The organism is Cupriavidus oxalaticus (genome assembly GCF_016894385.1).
GTDB classification, from domain to species: domain Bacteria; phylum Pseudomonadota; class Gammaproteobacteria; order Burkholderiales; family Burkholderiaceae; genus Cupriavidus; species Cupriavidus oxalaticus.
Genome location: NZ_CP069812.1, coordinates 967742 through 987309, shown reverse-complemented (window position 1 = coordinate 987309; position 19568 = coordinate 967742). Strand labels below are relative to the sequence as shown.

Here is a 19568-nt window from a genome sequence, read left to right as displayed (position 1 = left end):
TTCTCAGTGCTCCAAACCGCCGTACTTGTCCTCGCGGATCACGCGCGGCGTGATTTCGCGCGGCTCGATCGTGACCGGCTGGTAGATGACCCGCTTCTGATCGGGGTCGTAGCGCATCTCGACATAGCCGGAGACCGGGAAATCCTTGCGGAACGGATGGCCGACGAAACCGTAGTCGGTCAGGATGCGGCGCAGGTCCGGGTGGCCGTCAAACACGATGCCGTAGAAATCGAAGGCTTCGCGCTCGAACCAGTTCACCGAGTTCCACACGTCGATCAGGCTGGCCACCACCGGGAAATCGTCATCCGGGGCGAACACGCGCAGGCGCAGGCGCCAGTTGTGGGTAATCGACAGCAGGTGCGAGACGGCGGCAAAGCGCGGGCCATCCCAGGCGCCGTCGCCGAACTCGGAATAGTCCACGCCGCACAGGTCGATCAGCTGCTCGAAGCGCAGCGAGGGATCGTCGCGCAGGATGCGGGCGGCTTCCAGGTAGTCGTCGGCCTTGACGATCAGCGTCAGTTCGCCGGTCGCCTCGATCAGATTCTGCACGCGCTTGCCGAGAGCCTTCTCGAGCGCGGCCTTCAGGGTGTCGAGCTTCGCCATTTCAGCCCTTGCGCGCGATGGTGTTGGTACGCTTGATCTTGTTCTGCAGCTGGATCACGCCGTAGATCAGCGCCTCGGCCGTCGGCGGGCAGCCCGGCACGTAGATATCCACCGGCACGATCCGGTCGCAGCCACGCACCACCGAGTACGAATAGTGGTAGTAGCCGCCGCCGTTGGCGCACGAGCCCATCGAGATCACCCAGCGCGGCTCCGCCATCTGGTCGTAGACCTTGCGCAGCGCGGGGGCCATCTTGTTGCACAGCGTGCCGGCCACGATCATCACGTCAGACTGGCGCGGCGACGGGCGGAACACCACGCCGAAGCGGTCCAGGTCATAGCGCGCGGCGCCGGCATGCATCATTTCCACGGCACAGCAGGCCAGGCCGAAGGTCATCGGCCACAGCGACCCGGTGCGGGTCCAATTGATCAGCTTGTCAGCGGTAGTCGTGACAAAGCCTTCGTTGAGAACGCCTTCGATTGCCATTTCACATCACTCCCAATCGAGCGCGCCCTTTTTCCAGATGTAGACGAAGCCCACGATGAATTCCAGCAGAAACACGCCCATGGCGATGAAACCCGGCCAGCCGATATCCCTCAGGGCAACACCCCAGGGAAACAGGAAGGCGGTTTCGAGATCGAACAGGATAAAAAGGATGGCGATGAGGTAGTAGCGCACGTCGAACTTCATGCGCGCATCCTCGAACGCTTCGAAGCCGCACTCGTACGGCGACAGCTTCGCGGGATCGGGCTTGTTCGGACCGAGGATCCGACCAATCGACATCAGTGCCACGCCGAGCACGACACCGAAGATGATGAAGATGAGAACGGGGAAGTAGGCTTCGAGATTCAAGGTACGGCCAGCCTTATCTGGAATGTTGTCAACAGCACCAGCTGAAGCGGCGTTCTGTTGCCCACCCCAGGCGCTAAGCCAGGAGAATCATGGCGCGCCGCCTTGCGGACTGCCGGAGCCCCACGCTCGGGTGCATTGCCCGGCCAGGGACTCCGATCAAGTTGTTTGGTGCCGACGGCGAGACTCGAACTCGCACAGCTTTCGCCACTACCCCCTCAAGATAGCGTGTCTACCAATTTCACCACGTCGGCTGGGGGAGAAACAATATTGCCTGGCGCCGGGTTTTCAGGCCCTTAAGGACTCTCGCCAAGGCGTTTTGCCTTCGCTTAAGCCCCATCGCTGGGGAATCGTTTCAAGCCTTGCATTCTAACCTAAATTTCTTGCTTTGTTCAACGCACAACTGCAAAAAAACTCAGGAATCCGCCGCAAGGCAATCGGATTATTTCGGCACGGCGGGACCTGCGGGCGCCGATGCGCCAGCGGCGGCGGCCGGGGCCGCATCCGGAGCCGATGCGCCTGCCGTGGCCGGTGCCGAGGCCGGGGCGGCGCCCATCACGCCCAGCGATGCAGCGGGCTTGTAGCTGCCCAGCAACGTCAGTGCCAGCGTGCACACGAAGAACAGCGTGGCCAGCACGGCGGTGGTGCGCGACAGGAAATTTGCCGAGCCGGTGGCACCGAACAGGCTGCCCGAGGCGCCCGAGCCGAATGCCGCGCCCACATCGGCGCCCTTGCCATGCTGGATCAGCACCAGGCCAATCACGCCCAGGGCCGTCAGCACCTGCAACACCACCAACAAAGTCTTGAAGATTGCCATTTGATTTAAATAAGCGTTACTTGCCTGGTTACTTCCTGATCGAAACCGTCGAAACGATCGGAGCGGCCGGCATTCAGGCGTTGCCGATCGCGAGAAAATCTTCCGACTTCAGCGAGGCACCACCAATCAGCCCCCCGTCGATATCGGCCATGGAAAACAGTTCGGCCGCATTGTCCGGTTTGACGCTGCCACCGTACAGGATGGCCATGCGCTGCGCCACGCCGGCGTCGCGCTCCGCCACCTTGCCACGCAGGAAAGCATGCACGGCTTGCGCCTGCGCGCTGGTCGCGGTCTTGCCGGTACCGATCGCCCAGACCGGCTCGTAGGCCAGCACCACGCGGCTCAGCTGCTCCACCGACAGCGCATCCAGCACGGCCTGCAGCTGGCGCCCGACGACGGCCTCGGTCTGGCCGGCCTCGCGCTCGGCCAGCGTTTCGCCGACGCAGACCACGGGGACGATGCCGAATTCCAGCGCGCGCAGCGCCTTGGCGGCCACGACCTGGTCGGTTTCGCCATGGTAGGTGCGACGCTCCGAGTGGCCGACCAGCGCATAAGCGCAGCCGAACTCACCCAGCATCGATGCAGCCACCTCACCGGTGAAAGCGCCGCGCGCCTCCGCCGAGACATCCTGTGCGCCCCAAGCCACTTGCGAGCCATTCAGCGCCGCCTGGCATTGTGCAAGATAGGGGAACGGTGCGCACACCGCCAGCGACGCACGCGCCACGCCGGCCTTGATTCCTTCCAGCAGCGCCGCGTTCGCAGCCAGGCTGCCATGCATCTTCCAATTGCCGATGACGAGCTTTTGTCTCACGAGGTGCCCCTCCAAAATCAAACCCGCTATTGTAGCGTGTGGCAGGGGCGGGACGCTACCGCCGCCCGACAACGGCGGGCGGCGGCAATTTTGTTGCGTGGCTTCAGCACCAGCACACGGCGCGCGGCATCACCAGGTCAGCACGATCTTGCCAATATGCTCGCTCGACTCCATCAGGCGGTGCGCGTCGGCGGCTTGCGCGGCCGGGAAGACCTGGTGGATCACCGGCTTGATCTTGCCGGCGGCCAGCAGCGGCCACACCTGCTCGTGCAGCGCCGCGGCGATCTTGCCCTTGAACGAGGCCGGGCGCGGACGCAGCGTCGAGCCCGTCACGGTGATGCGGCGGCGCAGGATATCGCCCAGCGGGATCTCGGCTTTGGCGCCGCCCAGCAGCGCGATGATGACGATGCGGCCGTCGTCGGCGATGCACTTCAGCTCGCGTGCCAGGTACGGGCCGGCCACCATGTCGAGGATCACGTCGACGCCCTTGCCGCCGGTCAGCGCCGCCACCTCGGCAACGAAGTCCTGCGTCTTGTAGTTGATCGCGCGATCGGCACCGAGGTCCTCGCACGCCTTGCACTTTTCATCGGTGCCGGCGGTGACGAACACCTTGAAGCCGAGCGCCTTGGCGATCTGGATCGCGGTGGTGCCGATGCCGCTGGAGCCGCCCTGGATCAGCAGTGTTTCGTCCTTGCCACGCGGGCCCTGGCCCAGGTAGCCGCGGTCGAACACATTGCTCCACACCGTGAAGAAGGTTTCCGGCAGCGCGGCGGCTTCGATATCGCTGAGGCCGTCAGGCGCCGGCAATACCTGTGCCAGCGGCGCGGTGCACAGCTGCGCGTAGCCGCCGCCCTGCACCAGCGCGCAGACGCGGTCGCCCACCTTCAAGCCGAAGCGGTTGTCGGCATGGGACAGGTCGCCGCCGACCACCACGCCCGCCACTTCCAGGCCAGGCAGGTCCGACGCACCCGGCGGCACCGGATAGTTGCCGGTGCGCTGGAATACGTCCGGGCGGTTCACGCCGGCGGCCGCCACGCGGATCAGCACCTCGCCCGCGGCGGGCACCGGATCGGGCCGCTCGGTCAGCTGGAGGACTTCGGGGGCGCCGTATTCGCGGATCTCGATGGCTTGCATGCTTCTTTGCTCCTTGTCTTTGCTCGGTGTGAGCGTTGGCTCGATGGGGGCTCGATGGGTTGCCGCAGTGTAAACAAAAAAACGGCCGGGCATCGCCCGGCCATTTTTCCGCGGCACCGCCTTGCGGCGGCACCTTGGGACAGTCACAGTCCCGCTTACTGCTGCTGCTCCGAGCCGCCGGCCGGTGCTGCCGGGGCAGCGCCTTCACCAGCGTTGATCGGGCTGATGCTGCCGCCCTCTTCGGCCAGCGCGGCCTTCAGCGACAGGCGCAGGCGGCCCTTCTCGTCAGCCTGGATCAGCTTGACGCGAACCTGCTGGCCTTCCTTCAGCCAGTCCTTGATGTCCTTCACACGCTCGTTGACGATTTCCGAGATGTGCAGCAGGCCATCCTTGCCCGGCAGGATGTTGACGATGGCGCCGAAGTCCAGCAGCTTCAGCACGGTGCCGTTGTAGATCTTGCCCACTTCGGCTTCCGCGGTGATGCCCTCGATACGGCGCTTGGCTTCGGCCATGCCTTCGGTCGAGGTCGAGGCAATGGTGATGGTGCCGTCTTCCTGGATGTCGATGGTGGTGCCGGTTTCCTTGGTCAGCGCCTGGATGGTCGAGCCGCCCTTGCCGATCACTTCGCGGATCTTGTCCGGATGGATCTTCATCGTGATCATGCGCGGTGCGTGCTCCGACAGCTCGGTGCGGGCGTGGCCCATGGCTTCCTGCATGTTCGACAGGATATGCAGGCGGCCTTCCTTGGCCTGCGCCAGCGCGACCTGCATGATCTCCTTGGTGATGCCCTGGACCTTGATGTCCATCTGCAGCGCGGTGATGCCGTTGTCGGTACCCGCCACCTTGAAGTCCATGTCGCCCAGGTGATCTTCATCGCCCAGGATGTCGGTCAGCACGGCGAACTTGTTGCCTTCCAGGATCAGGCCCATGGCCACGCCGGCCACGTGCGCCTTGACCGGAACGCCGGCGTCCATCAGCGCCAGGCAGCCGCCGCAGACCGAAGCCATCGACGACGAACCGTTGGACTCGGTGATTTCCGAAACCAGGCGGATGGTGTACGCGAATTCATCGTCCTTCGGCAGCACCGGGATCAGTGCGCGCTTGGCCAGGCGGCCGTGGCCGATTTCGCGGCGCTTCGGGCTGCCCACGCGGCCCGTCTCGCCGGTGGCGAACGGGGGCATGTTGTAGTGGAGCATGAAGCGGTCGCGGTATTCGCCGGCCAGCGCGTCGATGATCTGCTCGTCGCTCTTGGTGCCCAGCGTGGCCACCACCAGCGCCTGCGTCTCGCCGCGGGTGAACAGCGCCGAGCCGTGCGCGCGCGGCAGCACCGACGAACGGATCTCGATCGGGCGCACGGTGCGGGTGTCGCGGCCGTCGATGCGCGGCTCGCCGTTCAGGATCTGGCCGCGGACGATCTTGGCTTCCAGGTCGAACATGATGTTGCCGACTTCCACCTTGTCGGCTTCCACGCCGGCTTCCGCCAGCGCGGCGGCGACGTTGGCCGACACTTCCTTCAGCTTCTGGCTGCGCGCCGACTTCTGGCGCAGCTGGTAGGCTTCCTGCAGCAGCGGCAGCGCGACTTCGGTGACCTTGGCGATCAGCGGCTCGTTCTTGGCGGCCGGGGCCCAGTCCCACTCCGGCTTGCCGCCTTCGCGCACCAGTTCATGGATGGCGTTGATGGCGGTCTGCATCTGCTCGTGGCCATAGACCACGGCGCCCAGCATCACGTCTTCCGACAGCTGGTTGGCTTCCGATTCCACCATCAGCACGGCGCGCTCGGTACCGGCGACGATCAGGTCCAGGTCAGAGGTGGCGAGCTGCGAGCGGGTCGGGTTCAGCAGGTACTGGCCGTCCTTGTAGCCGACGCGCGCGGCGCCCACCGGGCCGCTGAACGGGATGCCCGACACGGCCAGCGCGGCCGACGCGCCGATCAGGGCGGGGATGTCGGCGGGCACATCCGGGTTCAGCGACACCACGTGCACCACCACCTGCACTTCGTTGTAGAAGCCTTCGGGGAACAGCGGGCGCAGCGGACGATCGATCAGGCGCGAAGTCAGGGTCTCGTTTTCCGACGGACGGCCTTCACGCTTGAAGAAGCCGCCGGGGATCTTGCCGGCCGCGTAGGTCTTCTCGATGTAGTCGACGGTCAGCGGGAAGAAGTCCTGGCCCGGCTTCGGGTTCTTGGCGGCGACCACGGTCGCCAGCACCACGGTGTCTTCCACATCGACCAGCACGGCGCCGCCGGCCTGGCGGGCGATTTCGCCGGTTTCCATGCGGACCTTGTGCTGGCCCCACTGGAATTCCTTGACGACCTTGTTGAACATGGACATGAGCATTCCTTGTCTTGCATGCACGCCGCGATCACTGCTCGCGATCATTGCGCAGCGTGCCACGCCTGCGTTCTCAGCCGCAGGCTAACTGCCGGAGACAGCTGCAGTCGCAGGGAAGTGCTATGCCATTCCAGCGCGGCACTGTCACTGTTGCCGATGCCGCGCTGGAATGACACAAAGCCCTGTTTCCTTGGCCGTTCCGGATACTAAAACCAGAAAAAAAGAACAACTTACTCCGTTGCGCGCCTTGCCGCAACGGACTTCCGGCGAATCGGAATCCGCGCCGGAAGCAGTGAAGCGAAAATCACTCCAACAACCTGCAGCATTGCCGGCCCGCGCCCAATCGCCCGGCCAGAAATGCAAAATGCCTGCCCCAGCAATGCTGAAGCAGGCATCCAGGCCTCACGCGAAACCGTGCAAACCCAGGAATCGCGCTGCCATCGTACGCAACCTCTTGCGCGAGCTTACTTGCGCAGGCCCAGCTTTTCGATCAGGGCGCGGTAGCGGTCGGCGTCGTTGGACTTGAGGTAGTCCAGCAGGCGGCGACGGCGGCTCACCATGCGCAGCAGGCCGCGGCGGCTATGGTGATCCTTCATGTTGGCCTTGAAGTGCGGGGTCAGTTCGTTGATGCGGGTGGTCAGCAGGGCCACTTGCACTTCGGGGCTGCCGGTGTCGTTGGCGCCACGGGCGAACTGCTTGATGACTTCGGACTTGTTGATATCGGCGACTGCCATGATGATTTCCTTTCACTTGCGACCGCCACAGCGCGGGATGCGCCGCATGCGTCGTGTCACGGATCTGCCGCCATCCGGCCAGGAGCCAGTCGACGACAGCCGCGCATTATAGCCGAAAAGGCGCGCGAGGAGAATCGGAACCCCCGCGCGGCATTCCAGCGCTCAAGGGCGCTCCATCCGGCACGTGGTCGGCAGCGTGCTCTGCGCCGCCTTCAGCTTGCGCACGGTGCGGAAGCCGTAGCCCGAGCCCTCGTTGTCGAACCGCACCACGCCGCCCTGCCTGTCCATCACGGACACATACAGCGGCTGCAGCACCTGGTGGTCCTCGGCGCGGATGGTGGCTTCATGGAAGTCGTTGACGTAACGCATGTTCTCCAGCGCCCGCGCCACCTTGACCGCGTCGGTGGTACCCGCCTTCTCGATGGCGCGCGCCAGCATTTCCACCATCATCTGCATGCGCAGATGCACGTAATCGTCCTTCGGCTCGGGGTAACGCGCGCGGAACTGCTGGTAAAACGCATCCGAGGCAGCGCCGCCCACGTTCGGGTGCCATTCGGCCACCGCCAGCACGCGGCCGACGCCGGCATCCCCCATTGCCGCGGGGGCGCCCAGGCCGTTGCCGTAGAAGGTGTAGAACCTGGCCTGCAGCCCGCCCTCGCGCGCAGCCTTGACCATCAGCGTCAGGTCGTTGCCCCAGTTGCCGGTGATGACCGCGTCGGCGCCGCTCGCCTTGATCTTGGCGATATAGGGGGCAAAATCCTTGATCTTGCCGATCGGATGGAATTCGTCGCCGACGATCTGGATGTCCGGGCGGCGCGCGGCCAGCATCTCGCGCGCCGAGCGCGCCACCTGGTGGCCGAAGCTGTAGTCCTGGTCGATCAGGTAGACCTTGCGCACGGACTGGTCCTGCCGGATGACCTCGGTCAGCGCCTGCATGCGCATGTCGGCACTGGCGTCGAAACGGAAATGCCAGAAGCTGCAGTTCTCGTTGGTCAGGCTGGGATCGACCGCCGAATAGTTCAGGAACAGCACGCGCGCATCGGGCTGGCGCGCATTGTGCCGGTTGACGGCAGAGACCAGCGCCCCGGCCACGGCCGAACTGTTGCCCTGCAGGACGAAGGGAATGCGCCGGTCAGTCAGGGCGCGGAACTGGATCAGGCTCTCGTCGACATTGCCCTTGCTGTCGAACGTCACCAGCTCGAAGGGCCGGGCGCCTTCGGCGGTCTTGACGCCGCCGCGGGCATTGACGCGCTCGATCGCCAGGCGCAGGTTGCGCGCCACGGCCTCGCCCGCGTTGGCGAACGGGCCGGAAAGTCCGTCGATCATCCCCAGCCGGATCGGCTCCTGCGCGGACGCGCCCGCTGCCACTGCCAACAACAAGCCGCCCAGCCAACCTCGCAACCGCGCCACGCCCCGCATAGTCTCTCCCCGAAAGCGGTGGATGGTACGGCAGCATGCCAATCTGGCGCAAATGACGGCCACTTGCGCGAGACCGGCGGGATTTGGCTCGGATGCCATCATATTGGGCGAAGAAGCAGCAAAAAGGAGCGCCAAGACCACACAACGGCAGGCGCGGGACTACACTCTCGATATCCGCAAAGCATTGACCGAGGCCGTGATGAACCCTGCAATTGCCGGCAGTGCCCGCCGGCTCACGCTGACACTTGCTGCCGCACTGCTCTGCGCCTGCACCACGTTGATGCCGGTCCAGGAGGGCACCAAGCTGGTCGGCCAGCCCAAGGCGGCGGTCCAGGCGACATTCGGGCCGCCCACCGATATCTTCAACCTGCCCGACGGCACCTCGCGCTGGATCTACTCCAAGCAGCCGCTGGGCCAGTACGCCTATGCTGCCGAGTTCGACCGCAACGGCAACCTGACCAGCTTCCGCAACGTGCTGTCGTCGCTGGAGCTGTACAAGGCACAGGTCGGCACCTGGACGCGGGAGGACGTCGCCGAGCATTTCGGCGTGACGCGGCTGCCGGTCGAGTACTACCCGCGGATGCGGCGCGAGGTGTGGTCATACCGGTTCCTCCATGAAGACGTATGGCCGTCGCTGTTCAATTTCTATTTCGACGACGCCGGCATCCTGCGCCAGACCCAGATCACGCCGGACCCGCTCTACGATCCCGACGAGCGGCGCCGCTGAGGCCATGGAAAAAGCCCGCCATCCCCGGGTCGGGAATGGCGGGCTTGGTCCGTACGCTCAGGCCGGGTAAGCCGTCCGCCGTCTAACGCAGAAGCCTTGGTCAGATCTGCGGGTTGATCTTCTGCACGGCCTTGTCGTGCAGCTTGTTCAGCGCGGCCAGGTAGGCCTTGGCCGAGGCGGCGACGATATCCGGGTCCGTGCCAACACCGTTGACGATGCGGCCGGCCTTGGACAGGCGCACGGTCACTTCGCCCTGGGCCTCGGTGCCGCCGGTGATCGCGTTCACCGAGTACAGCACCATCTCGGCACCGCTCGCCACGCGCGACTCGATCGCATGCAGCGTGGCGTCGACCGGGCCGTTGCCCTCGCCTTCGCCGCTCTGCTCCTGGCCGTCCATGCTGAACACCACGCGTGCATGCGGGCGCTCGCCGGTCTCGGAACGCTGCGACAGCGAGATGAAGCGGAAGTGCTCGTTCGCATCATGCTGGGCCTCGTTCGAGACGATCGCCATGATGTCTTCGTCGAAGATCTCGGCCTTCTGGTCGGCCAGCTCCTTGAAGCGGGTGAAGGCGGCGTTGACTTCGCTCTCGCTGTCGAGCTCGATGCCGAGTTCCTGCAGGCGCTGCTTGAAGGCGTTGCGGCCCGACAGCTTGCCCAGCACGATCTTGTTGGCGGTCCAGCCCACGTCCTCCGCACGCATGATCTCGTAGGTGTCGCGCGCCTTGAGCACGCCATCCTGGTGGATGCCCGAGGCATGCGCAAAAGCGTTGGCGCCGACCACAGCCTTGTTCGGCTGCACCACGAAACCGGTGATCTGCGATACCAGCTTGGAGGCCGGCACGATCTGCGTGGTGTCCACGCCGACGTCCAGGTCGAAGTAGTCGCGACGGGTCTTCACCGCCATCACCACCTCTTCCAGGCTGGTGTTGCCGGCGCGTTCGCCCAGGCCGTTGATGGTGCACTCGACCTGGCGCGCGCCGCCCAGCTTGACCGCGGCGAGCGAGTTGGCCACTGCCATGCCGAGGTCGTTATGGCAGTGCACCGACCAGATCGCCTTGTCCGAATTCGGGATGCGCTCGCGCACCGAGCGGATCAGCGCCGCGTAGCCTTCCGGCACGGCATAGCCCACGGTATCCGGCAGGTTGATGGTGGTCGCGCCCTCCGCGATCACGCCTTCGAGCACGCGGCACAGGAAGTCCATGTCCGAGCGGCTGCCGTCCTCGGGCGAGAACTCGATGTCGTCGGTGAACTGGCGCGCAAAGCGCACTGCCAGGCGGGCCTGCTCGTACACCTGGTCCGGCGTCATGCGCAGCTTCTTCTCCATGTGCAGCGCGGACGTGGCGATGAAGGTGTGGATGCGGAACGAGTTGGCCGGCTTGAGCGCTTCGGCCGCGCGGGCGATGTCCTTGTCGTTGGCGCGGGCCAGCGAGCAGATGGTGGAATCCTTCACCACCTGGGCGATCGAGCGGATGGCTTCGAAGTCGCCGTTGGAGCTGGCCGCAAAACCGGCCTCGATCACATCGACCTTCAGGCGTTCCAGCTGGCGCGCGATACGGATCTTTTCCTCGCGGGTCATGGAAGCGCCGGGCGACTGCTCGCCGTCACGCAAGGTGGTGTCGAAAATGATGAGTTTGTCAGACATTTTGTGGAGCTCCTGAGTAGCTTCTGGTGTGCTGTCCCCGGCCTGCCGTGTCCGGGGCTTACCGCCTGTTCCGCGCTCCACGGCTGTGGAATGCAAAACGCCCCGGCGTGCACGAGCAGGCCGGGGCGTTGGTGTTCCTTACGGATTCCGCGCTAAGGGTAGCGTTGTCCTCAGCGCGCGCGCGTCCCGACCTGATGGCCTAGTAGGCCACCTAGGGTGGTGCGGGCGAGTAGGACTTGGCGCGAAATCATGAGAGCGACTATAGCCGGTTTGGCGCGCCCGTGCAATACAGGGTTTTGCCGCACGCGCCCGCTTGTCGCCGCGCTTTTCAGCCCTTGGGCGGGATGCGCAACTTCTGGCCCGGATAGATCTTGTCCGGATGCGAAAGCATCGGCTTGTTGGCCTCGAAGATCTTGTTGTACTCGGCGCCGTTGCCGTAGGCGGCCTGCGCGATGGCCCACAGCGTGTCGCCCTTGACCACGGTATGCCACTGCGACTCGGACGACTCGACGTTGACCGACATCTTGTCTTCGACCTTGTCCACGCCATCGACGTTGCCGGCGCACAGGATGATCTTCTCGCGCGTAGCCTGGTCGGGCGCCACGCCGAACACCGTCACCAGGCCCTGCGAGCCATCCACCTGCACCATCAGCCCGGTGGCATCGAGCCCCATCTTCCTGATATACGCCTCGATCGCATCGCCCGCGGCACGGTTGGCGGCATCGACCTTCTCGGCCGACGCATCCGCCGCCGCGGCCTGCTGCGCCGCCTTGGCTTCGCCGGTGCCGAACAGCTTTTCCCCCGCTTCCTTGATGAAGTCGAACATGCCCATGACATCCTCCTGACGGTAAGTGGAAAACACTGCAGAATGCCACGGCCCGGTGGCCGCGGCGTGAAAACAATTGTGAAACCGGGAAAGCACGAAGGGCGCCGTAGCGCCCTTCCCTGCCGGCAACCATCAACCGTTGCCGCCGTTTCCGCCATTGCCGCCATTGCCGCTTTCGCGCACCTTGCGGACTCCGCCCGGCTGCCCATGGATGGCTCGCCAGCCCCACAGCACGTAGCCCGAGATCGCGTAGGCGACGAACAGCCCGAACAGCGCCACCGGCGGATCGGTCGACACCACCACGAACAGCACCAGGACCAGCACCATCATGCCGAACGGCACGCGGTAGCGCACATCCAGCGCCTTGCCGCTGTAGAACGGCGCGTTGGACACCATCGACAGCCCCGCGTACAGCGTGATGCCGAACGCCACCCACGGCATCCACAGCTCCTTGACCGGCAGCTTGTTGTCGATCACCAGCCAGACAAAGCCGGCGACCAGTGCCGCGGCAGCCGGGCTGGGCAGGCCCTGGAAGAAGCGCTTGTCGACCACGCCGATATTGGCGTTGAAGCGCGCCAGCCGCAGCGCCGCGCAGGTGCAGTAGACAAAGGCCGCGATCCAGCCCCACTTGCCGAGGTCATGCAGGATCCATTCGTACATCACCAGCGCCGGCGCGACGCCGAACGAGGTCATGTCCGACAGCGAGTCATACTGCTCGCCGAACGCGCTCTGCGTATTGGTGATGCGCGCCACGCGCCCGTCCATGCCATCGAGCACCATGGCCGCGAAGATCGCGATGGCGGCCACGTCGAAGCGCATGTTCATCGCCTGCACGATGGCGAAGAAGCCGGCGAACAGCGCCGCGGTGGTGAACGCGTTGGGCAGCAGGTAGATGCCGCGGCGGCGCGGCCGCTGGCGCTCGTAGACGACGTCGTCGTGGTCGTCCGCGGCATCGTCGTCATAGTCTTCGGCACCGCGCAGCTGGTTATGGCGGAACGGGCGCAGATGCGTCACGTTGCCGCTGCTGACCCGCTTGTTACGTCGATGGAAGGCAACCATCGCAGTCCTCCTGTCGTCCTGTGGTCCTGGTCAGGCCTTCGCTCACTTCACGTCGAGTTCGGCGAGGATGGTCGACGACGCCGACACCTTCTCGCCAATGGTCACGCGCGGACGCGCGTCGAGCGGCAGGTACACGTCCACGCGCGAGCCGAAGCGGATGAAGCCATAGCGCTGGCCGCGCGAGAGCTTGTCGCCGACCTTGGTGTAGCAGAGGATACGGCGCGCCACCAGGCCCGCCACCTGCACCAGCGTGACCACCTGGCCGTCGGTGGCACGGCGGATGACCACGGCATTGCGCTCGTTTTCGACCGAAGCCTTGTCCAGGTCGGCGTTGACGAACTTGCCCGGGAAATATTCGACCTTCTCCACCGCGCCATCGACCGACACGCGGTTCGAATGCACGTTGAAGACGTTCATGAAGACGCTGATCTTCAGCGCCTCGCGGTTGGCATACGGATCCATGGTCTTCTCGACCACGACGATGCGGCCGTCGGCCGGCGCCAGCACCGCGTTGGGCGCGGACGGGATCGGGCGCGGCGGATCACGGAAGAACTGCAGCACGAACACCGTGATGATCCACAGCGGCAGCGCCCACCAGAAGCCCGCGCTGGCGTGCACCAGCAGCGAAATGACAAAGGCGCCGGCCAGGAACGGCCAGCCTTCACGGGCGATCAGCGGATGAGGATAGTTCATGCAGTACGAGATTCGGTGGAGTCAAAATCAGGGCGAGACGGTGCAACGGCGGCGGTATCCGCCACGGCGGCGCTTGCCGATCCATGTCGCGGAGCAGCATCAGGCGCACGCCTTGCCCGAAAAGTTCGACAAGGATAACAAAAAGCCGTTCAGGTCCCGGCAGTCCCCTTCCGATGATAGAAGGGCATGGCACGGAACGCTGAACGGCTTCGGCCCGCCGCCGTGCGGCGCGGGCCATCAGGCAGCGCTACAGATCAGTTCTTCGACTGGTCGACCATCTTGTTCTTGGCGATCCACGGCATCATCGCGCGCAGCTTCTCGCCAACCACTTCGATCTCGTGCTCGGCGTTCAGGCGGCGGCGCGAGATCAGAGTCGGGGCGCCGGCCTTGTTCTCCAGCAGGAAGCTCTTGGCGTATTCGCCGGTCTGGATGTCCTTCAGGCACTGCTTCATCGCCTTCTTGGTCTCTTCGGTCACCACGCGCGGGCCGGTGACGTACTCACCATATTCCGCGTTGTTGGAGATCGAGTAGTTCATGTTGGCGATGCCGCCTTCGTAGATCAGATCGACGATCAGCTTCAGTTCGTGCAGGCACTCGAAGTAGGCCATTTCCGGCGCGTAGCCGGCTTCCACCAGCGTTTCGAAACCGGCCTTGATCAGCTCGACGGTACCGCCGCACAGCACGGCCTGCTCGCCGAACAGGTCGGTTTCGGTTTCTTCGCGGAAGTTGGTCTCGATGATGCCGGCACGGCCGCCGCCGTTGGCGGTGGCGTACGACAGGGCGATGTCACGGGCGGCGCCGGACTTGTTCTGGTGCACGGCGATCAGGTGCGGCACGCCGCCACCTTGCGTGTACGTGGCGCGCACGGTGTGGCCCGGGGCCTTCGGCGCGATCATGATCACGTCCAGGTCGGCGCGCGGGATCACGGCACCGTAGTGCACGTTGAAGCCGTGGGCGAAGGCCAGCGCGGCGCCTTCCTTGATGTTGTCGTGCACTTCGTTCTTGTACACGTCGGCGATCTGCTCGTCCGGCAGCAGGATCATGACCACGTCGGCGCCCTTGACGGCCTCGGCCACTTCCTTGACTTGCAGGCCGGCGTTGGCCGCCTTGTTCCACGACGCGCCGCTCTTGCGCAGGCCGACCGTCACGTTGACGCCCGAATCCTTCAGGTTCAGCGCGTGGGCGTGGCCCTGCGAGCCATAACCGATGATGGTGACGTTCTTGCCCTTGATCAGCGAGAGGTCGGCGTCCTTGTCGTAAAACACTTTCATGATAAATCCTTCAATCTCTGTCTTTTATATGAGGGGGGCGGCATCCTCGTGCACATTGTGTGCGCACGGATCGCGCCGCCCGGGGGATACTGCTTGAACCTGTGCGACTGGCTGTGCGAGCGGCTGTGGATCAGACCTTCAGGATGCGCTCGCCGCGGCCGATGCCCGAGCCGCCGGTACGGACGGTCTCCAGGATGGCGGTACGGTCGATCGCGTCCAGGAACGCATCGAGCTTGCCGCCGTTGCCGGTCAGCTCGATGGTGTAGGTCTTCTCCGTGACATCGATGATGCGGCCGCGGAAGATGTCGGCGGTGCGCTTCATTTCCTCGCGCTCCTTGCCGACCGCGCGCACCTTGACGAGCATCAGCTCGCGCTCGATGTGCGCGCCTTCGGTCAGGTCGACCACCTTGACCACCTCCACCAGGCGGTTCAGGTGCTTGGTGATCTGTTCGATGATGTCATCCGAACCTGTCGTGACGATCGTCATGCGCGACAGCGAGGAATCCTCGGTCGGCGCCACGGTCAGCGTCTCGATGTTGTAGCCGCGGGCCGAGAACAGGCCCACCACGCGCGACAGCGCGCCGGCTTCGTTTTCCAGCAGGACCGAAATGATGTGTCGCATTACAGGTCCTCCGCGCCGAGCAGCATTTCGGAAATGCCCTTGCCCGCCTGGACCATCGGCCAGACGTTTTCGGTGGGATCGGTCTGGAAGTCCAGAAACACGGTACGGTCCTTCAGGCGGAACGCCTCGCGCAGCGCCGGCTCGACGTCGGACGTCTTCTCGACGCGCATGCCGATATGCCCGTAGGCCTCGGCCAGCTTGACGAAATCGGGCAGCGCGTCCATGTAGGAATGCGAGTAGCGGTTGTCGTACTCGATCTCCTGCCACTGGCGCACCATGCCGAGGTAGCCGTTGTTGAGCGAGCAGATCTTCACCGGGGTGTCGTACTGCAGGCAGGTCGACAGTTCCTGGATGCACATCTGGATCGAGCCTTCACCGGTGATGGTGACGACTTCCTTCTCCGGGAATGCCTTCTTGATGCCCATCGCGTACGGCAGGCCCACGCCCATCGTGCCCAGGCCACCGGAGTTGATCCAGCGGCGCGGCTCGTTGAACTTGTAGAACTGCGCGGCCCACATCTGGTGCTGGCCGACGTCGGAGCAGATAAAGGCGTCGCCGTGGGTCAGTTCCCAGATCTTTTCCACCACGTACTGCGGCTTGATGATCTCGGAGTCGCGGTCGTACTTCAGGCAGTCTACCGAGCGCCATTGCTCGATCTGCTCCCACCACTTGGCCAGGGCCTCGCGCTTGGGCTTGACGTCGCTGGCCTTGAGCTGGGCGATCAGTTCCTGCAGCACGTCCTTGACGTTGCCGACGATGGGGATATCGACCTTGACGCGCTTCGAGATCGACGACGGGTCGATATCGATATGGATGATCTTGCGCGCCTGCGAGGTGAAGTGCGAGGGGTTGCCGATCACGCGGTCGTCGAAGCGGGCACCGATGGCGATCAGCACGTCGCAGTTCTGCATGGCCATGTTGGCTTCATACGTGCCGTGCATGCCAAGCATGCCGACGAACTGCTTGTGGGTGCCGGGGAACGCGCCCAGGCCCATCAGCGTGTTGGTCACCGGGTGGCCGGTCATCGCGGCCAGCTGGCGCAGCTCATCGCTGGCATTGGCCAGCACCACGCCGCCGCCGCTGTAGATGTACGGGCGCTCCGCGTTCTGCAGCAGTGCCACCGCCTTGCGGATCTGGCCCGAGTGGCCCTTGTTCACCGGGTTGTACGAGCGCATGTCGATCGACTTGGGGTACTCGTACTTGCAGGCATTGCGCGAGACATCCTTGGGGATGTCCACCACCACCGGGCCCGGACGGCCGGTCGAGGCAATGAAGAACGCCTTCTTGATGGTCGCGGCGAGGTCGCGCACGTCCTTCACCAGGAAGTTGTGCTTGACGATCGGGCGGGTGATGCCGACGGTGTCGCACTCCTGGAAGGCGTCCTGGCCAATGGCGTGGGTCGGCACGTTGCCGGTGATCACCACCATCGGGATCGAGTCGAGGTATGCGGTGGCAATGCCGGTGACCGCATTGGTCACGCCGGGACCCGAGGTCACCAGGGCGACACCCACCTTGCCCGTTGCGCGTGCGTAGCCGTCCGCGGCATGGACCGCGGCCTGCTCGTGGCGCACCAGGATGTGCTCGAACTTCTTTTGCTTGTGGAGCTCGTCGTAGATATACAGCACTGCGCCGCCGGGGTAGCCCCAGACGTACTCGACGCCTTCTTCGGCAAGTGCGTGAACGAGAATTTCCGCCCCGATCATTTCGGGTGCGGCAGATGAATTGCTGTCTGCGTGGGAGAATTCCGCACTGGGCATGTTCATTTCAGTCCTTTGCAATTTTCGGCAAAAAATTGTTTGGATGCTCTCTGCCGAACTTGTGGCTCGGGTTCAAGCGGTGCGCGTCTGCATGGAAGACCGCCTCATAAGCGGCCGGATGAGACAACCACTGATGTCGTGTGAACCGTCGATGATACTGCAATGCACCAGTGCGGTCTATGGTTGTTTTGCGCAGGCTTGTCAGGGGTTTTACGCAGGGATGGATGACAGCTCCCCCGCGGCGCAATGTATTTCCCTCAATACAAGATGGTACATGCGCAGGTTTTTTTGCTAGCATCGCAGCACCTTGCGCATGCTACGGGCCCTACGCAGCACATTCGGCAAGGACCTAGCAAACGACGCCGCAACAAGCCGCACACCAAGCCGCATTCCGCCTGAATGGCCACCGACCAGGAACTGACCGATTTTCTCGCCAGCGTCGAACGCCGCGCCTTCAAGCAGGCCGTGTTCGCGGTCCGCGACGACGAGGCGGCACTGGATATCGTGCAGGACGCCATGATCAAGCTGGCCGAGAAATACGGCGACAAGGGCGCAGCCGAGTTGCCGCCGCTGTTCCAGCGCATCCTGCAGAACACCATCCACGACTGGTTCCGCCGCCAGAAGGTGCGCAACACGTGGGTCACGCTGTTCTCCAGCCTGCGCGACGACCGCAACGGCGACGACAACGACCTGCTGGAGACGCTGGAGGCGCAGGCCGGCTCCGAATCGGCGGAAAGCAGCGCCGACAAGGTCGAGCGCGCGCAGGTGATGCAGATCATCGAGCAGGAGATCCAGCGCCTGCCGGCGCGTCAACGCGAGGCATTCCTGATGCGTTACTGGGAAGATATGGACGTTGCCGAAACCGCAGCCGTCATGGGCTGCTCCGAGGGCAGCGTCAAGACGCACTGTTCCCGTGCCACGCATACTCTGGCGCAAGCGCTGCGCGCACGGGGGGTCCGACTATGAGCATAAACGAGAGAGATATCCGCGAACGCCGGTTCGCCCATGAGATTCGCACAGCACTCGATGCCAGTGCCGAGGCATTGCCGGCCGACATTGCCGAACGGCTCGCCGCCGCGCGCCGGATCGCGCTCGCGCGCAGGAAGGCCGAAGTGGCCGTGCCGGTGCCGCAACTCGCCATGCCGGGACCGCATGTCCCGATGTTCGACGAGGACGACTCGCCGCTGCACCGCGCCGGTGCCTGGCTGCGCCGCCTGGGCCTGATCTGGACGCTGGTGGCGCTGGCCGCCGGCCTGATGGGCATCTACCACTGGCAGCAGCAGAAACGCGTCGAAGAGCTGGCCGATGTCGATGCGGCCATGCTGCTCGACGACCTGCCGCCCACGGCCTACGCCGACGAGGGCTTCCACGTCTTCCTGAAACACGGGCAATAGCATGGCGCGCGCACTGCCCCGCCCCGACGCCCTGCGCCGCCGGCTGGCCGCGCTGCTGCTGGCAGTGTCCGGCGCCGCCACTGGCTGGTGCCTGCTGCCAGCGGCCGCGCACGCGCAAGCCGCCTCCGGCGCCGCCCCGGCACCCGCCGCAGCCAGCGCGCGCCCCGCGTGGTCCGAACTGAGCCCGGTCAACCAGCGCATCCTGGCGCCGCTGCAGCCGTTGTGGGACACCCTGCCCGAACTGAACCGCCGCAAGTGGCTACGCATCGCCGAGCGCTACCCGAAGTTCTCGCCGGCGGAACAGGCCCGGCTGCAGGCGCGCATGGCTGAATGGATCCAGATGACGCCGCATCAACGGCGGCTGGCGCGCGAGAACTACCAGATCACCCGCGCGCTGCCGTCCGATAAGAAGGCCGAGGCGTGGGACAAGTACCAGCAACTGCCGGAAGAGCAGAAGAAGAAGCTGGCCGCCGCGGAGCGCGTGCCCAGCCGTCCAGGTGCCGTCAGCGCGCTGCCGAGCACCAAGCGCCTGCCGGGCGGCACCGGCCACGCGGTTCGGCACGAGCCCAGGGCCGCCGGCGCGGCCGGCAGGCCGGCCAGCGAAGCCCAGGCTGCCCAGGCTGCTTCTGCCGCGGCCGCATCGCCGGCAACGGCATCCGAACCGGCCGTCCAGCCAGCCACGGCAGCCGCCCCAGCCAGCGCCTCGGCGGCAACCGCGCCTGCGGCGGCCGCCGGCACGGCTCCGGCCGCCCCGGAAGCCGCGACCGAGGCCGCCGCGGCCTCCGAAGGCACGGCGCGCCAGTAGCCGCCCGCCAGTAGCCGCCCGCCATTGGTCGCCCGCCCGGTGGTGCCCGGTATGCCCTTTGGCATAATGGCTGTCTT

Annotated in this window: 20 protein-coding genes and 1 tRNA gene; 4 read left to right on the top strand and 17 right to left on the bottom strand. The window is 65.1% G+C overall.

Going from position 1 to position 19568, the window contains the following annotated elements:
• Nucleotides 1-3: 3 nt before the first annotated feature.
• From JTE92_RS16890 to JTE92_RS16845, 10 genes are all read right to left on the bottom strand, one after another.
• Nucleotides 4-603, bottom strand: coding sequence for an NADH-quinone oxidoreductase subunit C (locus tag JTE92_RS16890; protein WP_063241472.1), 600 nt, complete (start codon nucleotides 601-603; stop codon nucleotides 4-6).
• Between the two features lies 1 nt (nucleotide 604).
• A complete protein-coding gene (locus tag JTE92_RS16885) occupies nucleotides 605-1087 on the bottom strand; it encodes a NuoB/complex I 20 kDa subunit family protein (RefSeq protein WP_011297145.1) in 483 nt (160 codons plus the stop codon).
• Nucleotides 1088-1093: 6 nt separating this feature from the next.
• Nucleotides 1094-1453: an NADH-quinone oxidoreductase subunit A gene (locus JTE92_RS16880; RefSeq protein ID WP_010809131.1), complete on the bottom strand. Its 360-nt coding sequence runs from the start codon at nucleotides 1451-1453 to the stop codon at nucleotides 1094-1096.
• 166 nt (nucleotides 1454-1619) lie between these two features.
• Nucleotides 1620-1704 (bottom strand) — tRNA-Leu (locus tag JTE92_RS16875).
• 188 nt (nucleotides 1705-1892) lie between these two features.
• Nucleotides 1893-2267 (bottom strand): preprotein translocase subunit SecG, encoded by a 375-nt coding sequence (gene secG, locus JTE92_RS16870; protein ID WP_063241471.1) that lies wholly within the window; start codon nucleotides 2265-2267, stop codon nucleotides 1893-1895.
• 73 nt (nucleotides 2268-2340) lie between these two features.
• Nucleotides 2341-3045, bottom strand: coding sequence for a triose-phosphate isomerase (gene tpiA / locus JTE92_RS16865; protein WP_063241470.1), 705 nt, complete (start codon nucleotides 3043-3045; stop codon nucleotides 2341-2343).
• Between the two features lie 162 nt (nucleotides 3046-3207).
• Nucleotides 3208-4212: an NAD(P)H-quinone oxidoreductase gene (locus JTE92_RS16860; protein ID WP_063241469.1), complete on the bottom strand. Its 1005-nt coding sequence runs from the start codon at nucleotides 4210-4212 to the stop codon at nucleotides 3208-3210.
• Nucleotides 4213-4367: 155 nt separating this feature from the next.
• Entirely contained in the window at nucleotides 4368-6542 is a 2175-nt protein-coding gene (gene pnp, locus JTE92_RS16855; RefSeq protein ID WP_063241468.1) for a polyribonucleotide nucleotidyltransferase, read from the bottom strand.
• A 464-nt stretch (nucleotides 6543-7006) separates the two neighbouring features.
• On the bottom strand, nucleotides 7007-7276 hold the full coding sequence (rpsO, locus tag JTE92_RS16850) for a 30S ribosomal protein S15 (protein WP_010809136.1): 270 nt from the start codon (nucleotides 7274-7276) through the stop codon (nucleotides 7007-7009).
• Nucleotides 7277-7438: 162 nt separating this feature from the next.
• Nucleotides 7439-8695 carry a branched-chain amino acid ABC transporter substrate-binding protein gene (locus JTE92_RS16845; protein WP_063241467.1) on the bottom strand — a complete coding sequence of 419 codons (1257 nt, stop codon included), beginning with the start codon at nucleotides 8693-8695 and terminating at the stop codon, nucleotides 7439-7441.
• A 199-nt stretch (nucleotides 8696-8894) separates the two neighbouring features.
• Here JTE92_RS16845 and JTE92_RS16840 point away from each other — a divergent pair, with 199 nt between their 5' ends.
• Entirely contained in the window at nucleotides 8895-9422 is a 528-nt protein-coding gene (locus JTE92_RS16840) for a hypothetical protein (protein WP_063241516.1), read from the top strand.
• A 100-nt stretch (nucleotides 9423-9522) separates the two neighbouring features.
• Here JTE92_RS16840 and JTE92_RS16835 read toward each other — a convergent pair whose 3' ends face one another.
• The 7 genes from JTE92_RS16835 to JTE92_RS16805 all read right to left on the bottom strand — a co-directional run bounded on the left by JTE92_RS16835 (nucleotide 9523) and on the right by JTE92_RS16805 (nucleotide 17298).
• On the bottom strand, nucleotides 9523-11064 hold the full coding sequence (locus JTE92_RS16835) for a 2-isopropylmalate synthase (protein ID WP_063241466.1): 1542 nt from the start codon (nucleotides 11062-11064) through the stop codon (nucleotides 9523-9525).
• Between the two features lie 328 nt (nucleotides 11065-11392).
• Nucleotides 11393-11896, bottom strand: coding sequence for a peptidoglycan-binding protein LysM (gene lysM / locus JTE92_RS16830; protein ID WP_063241465.1), 504 nt, complete (start codon nucleotides 11894-11896; stop codon nucleotides 11393-11395).
• A gap of 126 nt (nucleotides 11897-12022) precedes the next feature.
• The gene (gene pssA / locus JTE92_RS16825) at nucleotides 12023-12949 is read right to left on the bottom strand and encodes a CDP-diacylglycerol--serine O-phosphatidyltransferase (RefSeq protein WP_063241464.1); all 927 of its coding nucleotides are present in this window, start codon (nucleotides 12947-12949) and stop codon (nucleotides 12023-12025) included.
• Nucleotides 12950-12991: 42 nt separating this feature from the next.
• The gene (locus JTE92_RS16820; protein WP_063241463.1) at nucleotides 12992-13642 is read right to left on the bottom strand and encodes a phosphatidylserine decarboxylase; all 651 of its coding nucleotides are present in this window, start codon (nucleotides 13640-13642) and stop codon (nucleotides 12992-12994) included.
• Nucleotides 13643-13896: 254 nt separating this feature from the next.
• Complete coding sequence (ilvC, locus tag JTE92_RS16815; protein WP_029044781.1) at nucleotides 13897-14913, bottom strand: ketol-acid reductoisomerase; 1017 nt, start codon at nucleotides 14911-14913, stop codon at nucleotides 13897-13899.
• A 130-nt stretch (nucleotides 14914-15043) separates the two neighbouring features.
• On the bottom strand, nucleotides 15044-15535 hold the full coding sequence (gene ilvN / locus JTE92_RS16810; protein WP_063241462.1) for an acetolactate synthase small subunit: 492 nt from the start codon (nucleotides 15533-15535) through the stop codon (nucleotides 15044-15046).
• On the bottom strand, nucleotides 15535-17298 hold the full coding sequence (locus JTE92_RS16805; protein WP_063241461.1) for an acetolactate synthase 3 catalytic subunit: 1764 nt from the start codon (nucleotides 17296-17298) through the stop codon (nucleotides 15535-15537). Before JTE92_RS16805 ends, ilvN begins: the two co-directional genes overlap by 1 nt.
• Before the next feature lie 393 nt (nucleotides 17299-17691).
• Between JTE92_RS16805 and JTE92_RS16800 the strand changes: the two genes are divergently transcribed.
• Genes JTE92_RS16800 through JTE92_RS16790 form a run of 3 tightly spaced genes read left to right on the top strand, consistent with a single transcriptional unit; the run spans nucleotide 17692 to nucleotide 19491 of the window.
• The gene (locus tag JTE92_RS16800; RefSeq protein ID WP_063241460.1) at nucleotides 17692-18258 is read left to right on the top strand and encodes an RNA polymerase sigma factor; all 567 of its coding nucleotides are present in this window, start codon (nucleotides 17692-17694) and stop codon (nucleotides 18256-18258) included.
• Complete coding sequence (locus tag JTE92_RS16795; protein WP_063241459.1) at nucleotides 18255-18686, top strand: DUF3619 family protein; 432 nt, start codon at nucleotides 18255-18257, stop codon at nucleotides 18684-18686. Before JTE92_RS16800 ends, JTE92_RS16795 begins: the two co-directional genes overlap by 4 nt.
• A gap of 1 nt (nucleotide 18687) precedes the next feature.
• A complete protein-coding gene (locus tag JTE92_RS16790; protein ID WP_063241458.1) occupies nucleotides 18688-19491 on the top strand; it encodes a DUF3106 domain-containing protein in 804 nt (267 codons plus the stop codon).
• Nucleotides 19492-19568: the final 77 nt, after the last annotated feature.

Excerpts from the sequence above, each read along its gene's own strand:
- JTE92_RS16800 (WP_063241460.1), top strand. The coding sequence starts at position 17,692 with ATGGCCACCGACCAGGAACTGACCGATTTTCTCGCCAGCGTCGAACGC.
- ilvN (WP_063241462.1), bottom strand. The coding sequence starts at position 15,535 with ATGCGACACATCATTTCGGTCCTGCTGGAAAACGAAGCCGGCGCGCTG.
- pnp (WP_063241468.1), bottom strand. The coding sequence starts at position 6,542 with ATGTCCATGTTCAACAAGGTCGTCAAGGAATTCCAGTGGGGCCAGCAC.
- ilvC (WP_029044781.1), bottom strand. The coding sequence starts at position 14,913 with ATGAAAGTGTTTTACGACAAGGACGCCGACCTCTCGCTGATCAAGGGC.
- lysM (WP_063241465.1), bottom strand. The coding sequence starts at position 11,896 with ATGGGCATGTTCGACTTCATCAAGGAAGCGGGGGAAAAGCTGTTCGGC.
- JTE92_RS16890 (WP_063241472.1), bottom strand. The coding sequence starts at position 603 with ATGGCGAAGCTCGACACCCTGAAGGCCGCGCTCGAGAAGGCTCTCGGC.
- JTE92_RS16795 (WP_063241459.1), top strand. The coding sequence starts at position 18,255 with ATGAGCATAAACGAGAGAGATATCCGCGAACGCCGGTTCGCCCATGAG.
- JTE92_RS16885 (WP_011297145.1), bottom strand. The coding sequence starts at position 1,087 with ATGGCAATCGAAGGCGTTCTCAACGAAGGCTTTGTCACGACTACCGCT.
- JTE92_RS16790 (WP_063241458.1), top strand. The coding sequence starts at position 18,688 with ATGGCGCGCGCACTGCCCCGCCCCGACGCCCTGCGCCGCCGGCTGGCC.
- rpsO (WP_010809136.1), bottom strand. The coding sequence starts at position 7,276 with ATGGCAGTCGCCGATATCAACAAGTCCGAAGTCATCAAGCAGTTCGCC.
- JTE92_RS16860 (WP_063241469.1), bottom strand. The coding sequence starts at position 4,212 with ATGCAAGCCATCGAGATCCGCGAATACGGCGCCCCCGAAGTCCTCCAG.
- pssA (WP_063241464.1), bottom strand. The coding sequence starts at position 12,949 with ATGGTTGCCTTCCATCGACGTAACAAGCGGGTCAGCAGCGGCAACGTG.
- tpiA (WP_063241470.1), bottom strand. The coding sequence starts at position 3,045 with ATGCATGGCAGCCTGGCTGCGAACGCGGCGCTGCTGGAAGGAATCAAG.
- JTE92_RS16820 (WP_063241463.1), bottom strand. The coding sequence starts at position 13,642 with ATGAACTATCCTCATCCGCTGATCGCCCGTGAAGGCTGGCCGTTCCTG.
- secG (WP_063241471.1), bottom strand. The coding sequence starts at position 2,267 with ATGGCAATCTTCAAGACTTTGTTGGTGGTGTTGCAGGTGCTGACGGCC.
- JTE92_RS16835 (WP_063241466.1), bottom strand. The coding sequence starts at position 11,064 with ATGTCTGACAAACTCATCATTTTCGACACCACCTTGCGTGACGGCGAG.
- JTE92_RS16845 (WP_063241467.1), bottom strand. The coding sequence starts at position 8,695 with ATGCGGGGCGTGGCGCGGTTGCGAGGTTGGCTGGGCGGCTTGTTGTTG.
- JTE92_RS16805 (WP_063241461.1), bottom strand. The coding sequence starts at position 17,298 with ATGAACATGCCCAGTGCGGAATTCTCCCACGCAGACAGCAATTCATCT.
- JTE92_RS16840 (WP_063241516.1), top strand. The coding sequence starts at position 8,895 with ATGAACCCTGCAATTGCCGGCAGTGCCCGCCGGCTCACGCTGACACTT.